The 11,919-nt window shown below is 39.6% G+C and carries 12 protein-coding genes; 4 read left to right on the top strand and 8 right to left on the bottom strand.

Translation table 11 applies throughout. The annotated features are described in order from the left end of the window. Positions 1-3: 3 nt before the first annotated feature. The 4 genes from AC504W_RS27285 to pedR all read right to left on the bottom strand — a co-directional run bounded on the left by AC504W_RS27285 (position 4) and on the right by pedR (position 2,889). Positions 4-405 carry a hypothetical protein gene (locus AC504W_RS27285; RefSeq protein WP_494875387.1) on the bottom strand — a complete coding sequence of 134 codons (402 nt, stop codon included), beginning with the start codon at positions 403-405 and terminating at the stop codon, positions 4-6. 161 nt (positions 406-566) lie between these two features. Then, positions 567-1,565, bottom strand: a complete 999-nt coding sequence (locus AC504W_RS27280; RefSeq protein WP_494875386.1) for a glycosyltransferase — start codon at positions 1,563-1,565, stop codon at positions 567-569. A 13-nt stretch (positions 1,566-1,578) separates the two neighbouring features. After that, the gene (locus AC504W_RS27275) at positions 1,579-2,241 is read right to left on the bottom strand and encodes a DUF6391 domain-containing protein (RefSeq protein ID WP_494875385.1); all 663 of its coding nucleotides are present in this window, start codon (positions 2,239-2,241) and stop codon (positions 1,579-1,581) included. 384 nt (positions 2,242-2,625) lie between these two features. Beyond that, positions 2,626-2,889, bottom strand: a complete 264-nt coding sequence (gene pedR, locus AC504W_RS27270; RefSeq protein WP_096581660.1) for a photosynthetic electron transport-dependent transcriptional regulator PedR — start codon at positions 2,887-2,889, stop codon at positions 2,626-2,628. A gap of 478 nt (positions 2,890-3,367) precedes the next feature. Here pedR and AC504W_RS27265 point away from each other — a divergent pair, with 478 nt between their 5' ends. Beyond that, positions 3,368-4,345 carry a carbohydrate kinase family protein gene (locus AC504W_RS27265; protein WP_494875384.1) on the top strand — a complete coding sequence of 326 codons (978 nt, stop codon included), beginning with the start codon at positions 3,368-3,370 and terminating at the stop codon, positions 4,343-4,345. 301 nt (positions 4,346-4,646) lie between these two features. Here AC504W_RS27265 and sfsA read toward each other — a convergent pair whose 3' ends face one another. From sfsA to ssuD, 3 genes are all read right to left on the bottom strand, one after another. Further along, entirely contained in the window at positions 4,647-5,372 is a 726-nt protein-coding gene (gene sfsA, locus AC504W_RS27260; RefSeq protein WP_494875383.1) for a DNA/RNA nuclease SfsA, read from the bottom strand. Positions 5,373-5,572: 200 nt separating this feature from the next. Further along, positions 5,573-6,139 carry an NADPH-dependent FMN reductase gene (gene ssuE, locus AC504W_RS27255; protein ID WP_494875382.1) on the bottom strand — a complete coding sequence of 189 codons (567 nt, stop codon included), beginning with the start codon at positions 6,137-6,139 and terminating at the stop codon, positions 5,573-5,575. Positions 6,140-6,164: 25 nt separating this feature from the next. Continuing rightward, complete coding sequence (gene ssuD / locus AC504W_RS27250) at positions 6,165-7,325, bottom strand: FMNH2-dependent alkanesulfonate monooxygenase (RefSeq protein ID WP_494875381.1); 1,161 nt, start codon at positions 7,323-7,325, stop codon at positions 6,165-6,167. A gap of 412 nt (positions 7,326-7,737) precedes the next feature. Between ssuD and AC504W_RS27245 the strand changes: the two genes are divergently transcribed. Beyond that, positions 7,738-8,274 carry an MgtC/SapB family protein gene (locus tag AC504W_RS27245; RefSeq protein WP_494875379.1) on the top strand — a complete coding sequence of 179 codons (537 nt, stop codon included), beginning with the start codon at positions 7,738-7,740 and terminating at the stop codon, positions 8,272-8,274. A gap of 45 nt (positions 8,275-8,319) precedes the next feature. Here the strand turns inward: AC504W_RS27245 and AC504W_RS27240 are convergent, their stop codons facing one another. After that, entirely contained in the window at positions 8,320-9,618 is a 1,299-nt protein-coding gene (locus AC504W_RS27240) for an FAD-dependent oxidoreductase (RefSeq protein WP_494875378.1), read from the bottom strand. Between the two features lie 196 nt (positions 9,619-9,814). Between AC504W_RS27240 and AC504W_RS27235 the strand changes: the two genes are divergently transcribed. Next, a complete protein-coding gene (locus AC504W_RS27235; RefSeq protein WP_494875377.1) occupies positions 9,815-10,426 on the top strand; it encodes a GDSL-type esterase/lipase family protein in 612 nt (203 codons plus the stop codon). A gap of 214 nt (positions 10,427-10,640) precedes the next feature. After that, the gene (locus tag AC504W_RS27230) at positions 10,641-11,888 is read left to right on the top strand and encodes a RuBisCO small subunit-like domain-containing protein (RefSeq protein ID WP_494875376.1); all 1,248 of its coding nucleotides are present in this window, start codon (positions 10,641-10,643) and stop codon (positions 11,886-11,888) included. Positions 11,889-11,919: the final 31 nt, after the last annotated feature.

Genomic DNA, 11,919 nt, shown 5'->3' with positions numbered 1-11,919 from the left:
GTTTTAAAACTGAGTAACCGTCAAACTGACACCACCAGAGTCTAGACGAGGAACTTTTAAGTAATCTACTGGTTCGCCGTTACGTTGAGTAGGTTGGCTATTATTTGGCTTTTCGCATTCCTTAATTGCCGCTTCAGGATCGTTAAGAATTTCTAAAGGTTTGATACTTTTACATCCTTTTTCTTCCCTGACTCGGCCGATAGACTCAGCGATTTGTCTTAAGGCATGAGCGCGATCGCTGGCGTTAACTGCGCTACTGTTAATTGTAATTGGTTCAGTGATCAGGGTAGCAGCTTCGTTGCGTTCGATAGTCAGTGGCGCGATTTCGGCTGATTGAGCTTGGACAGGACGAGCAAGGGCGATCGCACTGACAACCACAGCTAAAGTTATAAATGGGCGTTTCATCCTTTAACCCCTGAATTTAAGTTATGTGTGATACCTACAAGTGCAATTCCATGTTATCCGCAAGCAATTAAAATGTAATCTCCTGTCAATTTTACTGTGTTCCATTAGCAAAACTGGCACAGTTATCCATCAATATCAGTAATCTTACGATTCCGCGCTAATTAACCCTGAAAATATTTTTTCTTCACTTTAGTATATATACTTTTAATTATTAATTTTTTTAATCTTATTTGCGTCAAATTTTTGATATTAGATTGATAATGCTGTTTGTGGTCAAAAAACTCATTTAATTCATCTAAAATTATTTCTAGTCTTTGAACAATATTTTCATAGCGGTACTCATTCAGCACCTGTTCTGACAAACTTAAACCCGATGAAGCTTGAATTACTTTAAGAATTCTGGCAACATCATATTCTTGGGAATATCCAGCAATTTTATAACAATTAAATCCAGGATCTAAATAATCTGAAAGTCCACCATTGATGCTAGAGAATACCTGACATCCACAAGCTAAAGCTTCCATTGGTTGCAATCCAAAACCTTCGCTGACAGCTTGTTGCGCCCAGTATTCTGCCGAATCGTAAAGGTAAACCTTAGCCCGATTAAATAATCCTGGTAAATCTTCTACATAATAATCAACTACCTGCACATTACATTTTTGTTTTAATGCAGGAATTAGCTCGGTTAATAAATATTCAGAAGACTTTCGCGCCTGCACTAACACATCAATATCTCGATTTATATGTAAATTTTTAAATTCAGGGCTAATTTCATTTGGTAAATAATACAGTAGAGTATTGGGAGACTTTTGACCCCAATAACCCAATGTGTTGCGACTCACAGTAATAATGGGAATACTTGCAGGTAAATTAAACTTGTAACCAGAACTATGGGCATGATAAACCACATTTTGTTGCTTCAGTTTGTGAGCTAATTTAGCAACATCAAATCCCCAACTAATGACAAAAATTACATCATTTAAATTTTGTGCTTTGAGCAAGTCATTTAAAAATATCTTATCTGTTTCTCTTTGGCGGTAAGTGACAACTTCCGCACAACAAATTTGTTGAGCAAGTTTCAATGTTTTTAGTTCTGCCCAGAGACCACCACAGGCAAACTTGCCACTGGTTCCAGGAAGTAGGAAATAAAGTTTTCGCATAACAAATTACAAATTACGAATCAGGTTCTCGCCATTTTACCTTGATAAAATGCCCTTGCCTGCCCCAAACATCACGATTCACAGTAATATTTTCTACGGTCAGGTTAAAAGGAATAGCCGTTGTCAAATAACGTTGAGCGATGGAACCTATATCTGGGGCAATTTCTGCTGCTGTTGTCGCTGCTAGTCCTAAACCAATTAATTGTTCAACTGGCCGGAAAGGTAATAACAAATTGACACCTACAGCTAGTCCAGCTGTTAACAACATTGTTACTGATAAATTCGTACCACAACGGGGATGTACTGCTAAATCCCATTCACCATGTGTTAGGCGATACAGGGCTTGACTTACGGCACGCCGCAAGTTGCTAATATTCACTTCACCATAAAGGTAAAATCCTTGATCAGTAGATAAACCGCTCAATAATTCGTTATCAAGTTGAATTGTATTTGGTCTTCCTGGGGGAGTATGGGCGTTTTTTGTTTCACTTAGAACCCAGACAGTAGCATGTTCTAGGGCGTGAACTTGCCGCAGCATAAGTATTTCTTTCAAACCAGGAACGAATGATAGCTGTCTGAGTAAATCAGCATCTAAGGTAGATTGAGGCGTAGTGAAGTCAAAGTTAAAAAAGTTAAAGGAAGACAAGTTACCTTGAACAGAAGCAGAAGTTTCCATAGCAACACTGCTCCCCAAACTGATGGAGCAATATAGATTTCTTACAAATGTAGCGCTTGTGGCAAGGGTTTATTGCTAATTTTTATTGATGACTGGATAAATATCTTTTTAAATATGGTGAAATGTACCGTTGATGCAGTTTGGTAAAACTGCATCAACAGTAACAGTCTTGCACGATAACTAATAACTAAGTAATCTGTTCTGCCTGATGTTGATGCGAGCGAGAACTAAAGGTTCACGCTGAAATAGATGCGTGAGGAGGAAAACAAGCAGTGAACCGTCTAACTGTCGTAGCTGCACGCCAGACGAAATTTATCGCTATATTAAGACGCGATTTATGGCATCTGCCAAACGCCATTGACCGCATCTGTAGTAGCACATAATTCACTCGTTCTGGTTAGGTAGGGAACAGCAATTAACATCATTCAAGCAAACCTTTCCCCACTGTAAAGCCCAACGGACGAGAGCCACGCGGTTTTCGGTTTGGGTTTTGGTAAGAATATTGCTGATGTGGTTATCAACTGTTCGTTTGCTAATTTCTAGTTTTGCTGCAATTTCTTGGTTAGTTAAGCCAGCGGCCACTAAGTCGATAATTTGCAGTTCTCTGTCTGACAGAGTAACAGGGGTCTGAGACTCGCCACCAGCCATGACTGATTCTATCCTCTCTTTGGTATATGTACTTAATCACTCTATTTAATTCTAGAAGATTCTTTTGTTGGTAGGGATTTGAAGTGTTAGCTGCAATACGATTGACAATAATTTTTTTCAAGTTTAACTGGATGAAAAATTTACTAATACTTGACTATAAGTTATTTACTATACTTTATTTAATATTTAATCAAGTATTAATCCTTAAAAAGCAAAAGCAGGAATTAGAGCCTACATATTCCGTAAGAGTGATAAAAATTGCTATTTAATTCTATGAAGGACTGGCGACAGATAATGAAGATTATTGTAGATTTTATACTGACCTCACAAGACCTGAAAAGTCAGGGGTCAACAGGGAAAACTCAGAATTTAGAATTCAGAGTTCAGGTAGAAAAATTTTGAACAGTATTTATTTTTGAATTCTGATATCAGGATTCTTCCTTCCTTCCTAAACCCAAATCGCAAATCTAAAATTGAGATGAGCAATCCCCGTGTTTTGTGTCTTGGTGAAATTCTGTTTGATTGTTTAGCCGATCAGTTGGGGCTAAAGCTAGAGGAAGTACAGTCTTGGACTCCTTATCCCGGAGGAGCGCCAGCTAATGTAGCCTGTGCTTTGGTGAAACTGGGAACTACCGCCGGATTTGTCGGAGCCGTGGGTGAAGATGAACCGGGGAATGCGCTGGTTGAGTTACTACAAGAAGTTGGTGTAGATATAACGGGTGTACAACGCCATCCGACTGCGCCAACGCGACAGGTGTATGTGGTGCGTGATTTAGCAGGCGATCGCACTTTCGCTGGCTTTGGTCAATATGATACATCTGAATTTGCCGACACCCGTCTACAAGCCAAGCAATTACCCACTTTGCTGTTTCAAGAGGCAGATTTTCTCGTTTTGGGTACTTTAGAATTAGCCTATCCTGACAGCGAACAGGCAGTTTATCGCGCTTTAGATTTAGCAGAACAATTCGACCTGAAAATAGTGCTAGATGTAAACTGGCGACCAGTATTTTGGCAAGACGAAAATATCGCGCGGCAAAAAATTAAAAACATATTTAAGCGCGTTGACTTTCTCAAACTCTCTAAAGAAGAAGCCGAATGGCTATTTGATACCGCAGATGCAGGAGCTATTACTTACCGTTTAAATTCTGTGGAAGGGGTGCTGGTGACAGATGGTGATAAAGGTTGTGCTTATTGTTTAGGTGGAAGCGAAGGTGTGTTACCTTCTTTTCCTGTAAAAGTAGCTGACACAACTGGCGCAGGAGATAGCTTTTTGGCAGGATTTATCCACCAACTAAGTCAGCATGGTATTCAGAAATTAGCAGATGCCGATACAGCCAAGCGGATTGTTACTTATGCTAGTGCTGTGGGAGCATTGACTACGGTTAAACCAGGTGCGATCGCTTCTCAACCCACCGCCGCAGAAGTCGAATCTTTTCTCGTGGCTCATCAACTTTAACGTGAGTTCGATGAAACCTAACCCCAACCCCTTCCCTTCTAGGGAAGGGGCTAAAAATCTACAACTTAGGACGAAATAATCAGACTTTTAAGCCTCTCTCCGCGTCGGGGAGCCAGCGCCGTGGGCGGGTTTCCCGACTTGTTCGCGCAGCGTCTCTGAGGAGGAGAGGCGACTGGCGTGAGAGGTTTGGAGAGGGGTTTTGCCATCGAATTCACGTAAATTTAAGCAGGTGTAAGGGCGAACGGCCGTTTGCCCCTTTAAAAAGAAGTGCGTTGCTGATGTTGGTCAATCACCAAGTAGTTTAAATGATTAATTTAGCCAAACCTAAATAACGGATACCTTCGGGGGAGATATCAAACCGACAAGGTAACACTTCTAGACCGAGGGCGATCGCTTGCCGTAATAACTGCCCATATACTGGATCTGTAGTATCACCAGGGGCAAATTCTGTACAATCACTTCGGTTGATAAAGTACAACATGACAGAACGTGTTAAGGGTAACAGCGCCATGAGTTCTCGTAAATGTTTTTGTCCTCTGGTGGTTTCTGTATCAGGAAATAATGCTAAAGTTCCTTGCGCCCAAGTTGTATTTTTTACTTCTAAATATATCGGGCGTTCTGTATCACTACTTGTTAACAAAAAATCTACACGACTTTTTTTATCTAAGCCATAAACCACTTCACCTTGAATTTGGCTGTAATTACCCAATTCTGGAAATAAATATTTTGCTAAAGCTAGTTTAACGATGCGATTAGGTAAGGCTGTATTGACACCTACCCAAGTTGGTTGGTTATCTTGTACTTGAATTAGTTCGAGGGTGTAAGCCAGTTTACGGTTAGGATTATCACTTTTAGATAACTGTACTAAACTACCAAGGGTTGAGACTCCCGTCATTGGCCCTGTATTGGGACAGTGTGCGGTTACTATTTGGCCATCAGCAAGTTGCACATCGGCAAAAAAGCGCTTGTAGCGTTTGAGTAAAACACCAGGGTAGAGGGTAGGGTAACGATAAAGCCAATCAAGCATTTTTTTGCAAAATCAACCACAAATGCACAGAGCATCATATCGCGGTTAGTCTTTGGTTTGAAAATAAAAATCTAGATATTAAACTGAATAAATTTCCAAAAGTAAACAGATGGATAAAATTTACCCATCTGTAGCAAATAAGCGGAGGTATAAACTTGTGCCTTTTATCCTATCCGGTGAACCTTTCACCGAACACGATATTAATTGGCGTGTGCGAGTTGTGGAGATTCAATCGCAGAAAATTTCACAGCTTTGATGAATTCTTGTAAAACATCTTTGAGTCTTTGTTCGAGTTCTTCGTCTAGCAGGACGCTATCATCAGGTTGTTTTTGAATTTGTTTGTCTACTGCATACACTGTGGCGAGAATATTGCGTGCGCCTAACTCGCCCAGGATGGGTTTGAGGGCATATTCAATAGCTAACAAATGGGCAATTGTGCCGCCAGTCGCCAGAGGTAAGACGACTTTTCCTGTCAATGATTTTTGTGGCAATAAATCTAAAAAGGCTTTGAGTACACCTGTATAAGCAGCTTTGTAGATTGGGGTGGCAATAATTACCCCGTCAGCTTGGGCTAATAAAGCTTTAGGCTGTTCTAAGGCAGGGCTGTCATATTTGCCAAACAATAAATCTTCCGCAGGTAAATCCCGCACGGAAATAATGTCTATATGTAAGCCTTCTTTTGCTAATAGTTTGGTGGCATATTCCAAAATTCCGTAGGTTCTGGAAGGATGGGAAGGACTACCAGCGATCGCTAAAATCCGAGTCATATAATTAAGTTCCTGATTTCTCAAACTAAGATATGGATGTGGCTTTTTCCCGCGCGTTGTTTTTGGGAAAATCTTGGTTAGCAACAATTTCCCCAAAGGGACTGATGATATGTTGTGTTTCGACTTTGGGTAAATTTTCTAACGGTAAACGCGGAAATAGTAATTCTGCAACGCGATAGGCTTCTTCTAAGTGGGGATAACCTGACAGAATAAAGGTTTCAATCCCCAAGTCTGCATATTCCTGCATTCTGGTGGCGATTGTATCGGGATTGCCTACTAAGGCTGTACCTGCACCACCCCGCACTAAACCCACACCAGCCCAGAGATTCGGACTAATTTCTAGGGCTTCTCGACTGCCTTTGTGTAACTGACTCATACGACGTTGCCCTTCAGAGTCCATCCGGGAATATGCTTTTTGGGCTTTGGCGATCGCTTCATCATCTACATAGCGAATCAATTCATTTGCTGCATCCCAAGCCTGACTCTCGGTTTCCCGCACAATCACATGCAGACGAATACCAAACCGCAAAGTTCTACCTTCTGCCTCTGCAAGTCTTTGAACTGCGGCAATTTTTTCCGCAACTTGTGCCGGTGGTTCACCCCAAGTTAAGTAAACATCGACGTGCTTGGCTGCAATTTTTTGGGCAACAGCAGAAGAACCACCAAACCACAACGGCGGATAAGGTTGCTGCACAGGCGGAAACAAGATTTTGCCATCTTGAATATCTAAATACTCACCTTTAAAGTTAGCTGTTTCGCTGCTGACTAGCGATCGCCATACCGTTAAAAATTCATCTGTTAACTCATAACGCTGATCATGATTCAAATGCAAGCCATCTCCAGCCGACTCCACCGGATCACCACCAGTCACAACATTAATTAGCAATCTTCCCCCAGAAAGACGGTCAAACGTCGCCGCCATCCTTGCTGCTACAGTCGGCGACATCAACCCCGGACGTATCGCTACTAAAAAACGCATCCGTTGGGTGAGGGATACTAAAGTTGATGCGACAACCCAGGCATCTTCACAGGATCTACCTGTGGGTAATAATGCCCCTGTGTAACCAAGGTCATCCACGGCTTGGGCAATTTGTCGAAAGTACGGAAAGCTAACAGACCTCCCGCCTGTTGCTGTTCCTAAGTAACGCCCATCGCCGTGGGTGGGGATGAACCATAGTAGCTGCATGAGTCTTATCCTTACTAAAAACGGTAACTTTATCGATTTACCGTATTTTGTCTTGCATCAAGAGTATCACACATTGAACTCATGTAAGCAAGGGATTTTTTGCAACTGAGGTTGCTAGGTGCTAGTAACAACACAAACAAAGTATAAAAATATTTTCCTTGTTCCTATTTTCAGGTTAGCTAATCAAGAAAAAACTCAAAACGAAACCTAAAAATTTTGGATTTACTATTCTTTGCCTACTTTTTTTCTAGTGTGTATTAATTTACTTATTGTTATCTTTTTGTTAAACTAACCTTAAATTACATAAAGCCAATAGCTTTACCGTACTTTATTTTATACACATCATTAAGTAGTCAATTTAGCTATTGGCAGTAAGTACTAAATTTAGTTTTATATGTAAGGAGATAAAACAATGGGGCCGATGTTTATTACTTCAGATGATTGGCCACATATAGGATTCCGGCTAATTATGGCGCTGCTAGTAGGTTGTATGATTGGGTTTAACCGTCAGCAAGGTGGTAGACCAGCCGGAATGAGAACATTTATGTTAGTAAGTATGGGTGCTGCCTTGTTCGTAATGATTCCCTTACAGGCTGAAGGTGATAGTCCATACGCTGCAACTAATGCCCTAAGTCGGACAATTCAAGGTGTTGCTACTGGAGTAGGATTTCTCGGAGCCGGATTAATTTTACAAGAATCTCCCAGAAAAAGTGCTACTCCTAAAGTGCGGAATTTAACTACTGCTGCTTGCGTATGGACAGCCGCAGGACTAGGTGCTGCAATTGGCTGTGGTTTATGGCAAATGGGATTATTAGGAGGACTGCTGACATTGATTACCCTGAGTGGAGTAAAACGCATCAATAAATCAATTGGATTTAAATTTAGTCAGAGTGAAGTAACAGAAACTCAACAGAAAGTGAATATCTTTGAGTCCGATGATAATGATTAATTTGAGGATTTTAGACTAGAGCGATCGCTACTGCAACAAACATCTTTAAAACTTAGCATTAGATTTTTTGACTTTGGCAATCCAACCTTGATATACATTCAAAATTTCTGAATAAGGAACAGTCGTTTCTGAGATTAAATAAAACAGTGGTTGAGAAAAAACTTGAGGAAATATATTGTGGATAATTTTTGTCGTCCACTCTCTTAACATAAACTCAATAAATAATCCTTGAGATAAAGGAAACGCATTATCTCCAAGTTCTACTAAAGCATAACCATCTGGCTGACGGCGCACAGTAAATTGTGCAATAGCTTCTTCGATATTGTCTGAATATTTATCTAAAAGCTGGTCAAACATCAAGACATCTTCAAGTGCTGCATTGCAACCTTGACCAATAGATGGGGAAACAGCATGAGCAGCATCTCCTATTAGCAGTACACTATCGCCATGATGGTAACTATTACACCGAACTGTGACAACTGTTGATGCTGGTCTATGCAGAAAATCTTCTGCTTCTGAGTCTGGCATTAACTGACCAATTTCTGGAAAATTTTCTCGAAAGAATTGGAGTACTTCTTCTCTTGTGGCAAGATTATTCACTTGATTTTGTTGATGCGGAAAGTGAATAATCCCACTCATTATTCCGCCTAATTGATGCAGCAATAGAACCACTGTGCCATCATTGAGCATCCAAGAATGAATTTTATCTTCTGCTAAATTAATACTTGAACTTGTATGTTCAATAGGTAATATAAATGATTTATAATCCGTTATTATTGGTTTTTGTTCACATTTAAAACATTCTGTCGAATTCAAACTTTCTCTAACCGCAGACGAGGCTCCATCTGCACCAACTAAAAAATCATAATTTACAGTAAATATTTTTTCTGATTCTTCGGCAATAGTTGTGAACTTTATTGTCTTAGTAGTTAAATCAACTTGCTGACATTGACAGTCGAAATGAATGTTTAATTGATGATGATTGTACTTACTAGTTAAGTCTTCTAAAAGCGCGATCGCTAAATTTGTTCTATCAAGAGTAAATAAAGGATGTTGTCGAGGAGTATATCTCGTCTTGCCATTTTTTTGATGAAAAATAGTGCCGTTCATTGGTAAACTTATCGCTTTGATTGCGGCTTCTAATCCCTCAATTTGTCTCAAAGCGCTCATTCCTCTTTCGTTAAGAGAAATGGGATAAGTTCTGGATTTAGAAAATGAAACAATCTGAGGATCACTGCGACGTTCATAAATATCGATTTGATAATTATCTCCACGACGCAACAAGTAATGAGCCAATAACAGACCACTTGGCCCAGCACCAACAATAACTACTTTTTTCACCATAAGTTTATAATTTATATACAGATGATTAAAGTTTGCGAGTTTATATCACAATAATTTGTATTTATATAATTGATTATTAAATTAATTGAAAATATTTTTCCTGAATCTTCAGAGAGAGGTTATGTAACATCTACTAAAATGTGCGATCGCTCAAGATTACCAAAAAATAGAGAACACAAAAATTTAAACTATATTTATGAATATAAAACCTCTATCTGAAGTTAGAATTTGCTTCTTAGGCGAATCTTTTGTTAACGGGACAGGCGACCCAGAATGTCTTGGTTGGACAGGGAGAATCTGTGTAAATGCTCATAAAAAAGGTCATGAAATCACATACTATAATTTAGGTGTAAGGCGAGAAACCAGTACTGAACTGAAAAATCGTTGGCACAGAGAAGTTACTTATCGTTTACCAAAAGAATATGATGGTAGAGTTGTATTTTCTTTTGGCGTAAATGATACAACTCTAGAGAATGGTAAAACTCGCGTTGCTATTGCAGACTCGCTGAAAAATACTCATGATATTTTGAGCGTAGCTAAACAGTTATATCCTGTTTTAATGATTAGTCCGCCACCATCTACAGAGACAGAACAGAATCAGAGAATTGGCAATTTAGCGCAGGAATTTGCTTTAGTTTGTCAACGATTAGATGTGCCTTATCTCAACGTTTTTCCGATATTAATTAAATCAAACATTTGGATAGAAGAAGCAAAAAATTATGATGGCGCTCATCCGCAAGCCACAGGTTATGCTGAACTTGCTGAAATTGTTGATAATTGGGATGCTTGGTTAAATTGGTTTAAATAAGAATTGCTTATGCTAGATGCAAGAAAATTCCTAGGAAGTCTCTGGCTATGACAGCATCTGATTAAAAATATCACTGTGAGAAAGTAGTAAAATTTTTGATGCTCACCCTATAAAGCGTTTGTGATAGTGATGCTGAATTTATATCTAAAGATTAGTCAACATTAGTCACCAAAAAAACTTAGCATTGTTTAATTAGTCCTCACTCGCAATAATTATGAGTTATTATATTGCTCCTCGATTTCTGGATAAAATTGCTGTTCACATCACTAAGAACTTCTTGAATCTTCCTGGTGTGAGAGTTCCTTTGATTTTAGGCATTCATGGACGTAAAGGTGAAGGAAAAACCTTTCAGTGTGAGTTAGCTTTTGAAAAAATGGGTGTGGAAGTCACACTCATTTCTGGTGGTGAATTGGAAAGTCCAGATGCAGGAGATCCGGCGCGGTTGATTCGGTTGCGCTATCGGGAAACAGCAGAACAAGTCAAAGTGCGCGGTAGAATGTGCGTGCTGATGATTAACGACTTAGATGCAGGTGCAGGACGCTTTGATGAAGGCACTCAATATACTGTCAACACACAGTTGGTAAATGCCACACTGATGAATATTGCCGATAATCCCACAGATGTGCAATTACCGGGAAGTTATGATTCAAACCCGATACGGCGTGTACCAATTATTGTTACAGGTAATGATTTTTCCACTTTGTATGCACCGTTAATTAGGGACGGACGGATGGAAAAATTTTATTGGGAACCTAACCGTGATGAAAAAGTGGGAATTGTTGGTGGGATTTTTGCAGACGATGGACTTTCAGCACGAGAAGTTGAACAGTTTGTTGATACTTTTCCAAATCAATCAATAGACTTTTTTAGTGCTGTGCGTTCCCGAATTTATGATGAGCAAATCCGGAAATTTATCCATGAAATAGGGTTTGAACATATATCTTTGCGTATAGTAAATAGCGTGGAAGGGCCACCAACATTTAAAAAGCCAAATTTCAATTTGTCTCATTTAATTGAGTCTGGTCATTTTATGGTGGGTGAACAAAAACGAGTAGAAAATTCGCAGTTGGTGGATGAATATAATCGCTTGAATCGAGGTAAAGGTTATCAAGCAGCACCACCAAAGGTAGAAACCCCAGTTAGTCAGCCATCTACTAATGGATCTCGTCAATCGGAACCATTAAATACTCATGTATCTCTAGAAACACAAGAACAAATTCGGCAAATTTTATCTCAAGGTCACAAAGTTACTTTTGAACATGTAGATGAACGCCGTTTCCGCACAGGTGCTTGGCAGAGTTGCGGTACAATTCACATTGATGCTGAGTCTGATGCGATCTCAACTTTAGAGTCACATCTGACTGAATATAGCGGTGAGTATGTGCGTTTAGTAGGAATTGACCCAAAAGCGAAGCGAAGAGTTGTGGAAACAATTATTCAACGTCCGAATGGGAATAATTAGTAATTGATAGATTAATTTTAAAAGGCGATCG

The sequence above is a fragment of the Nostoc sp. C96 genome, from assembly GCF_059384975.1.
This window is presented reverse-complemented; position numbering and strand designations above follow the sequence as displayed.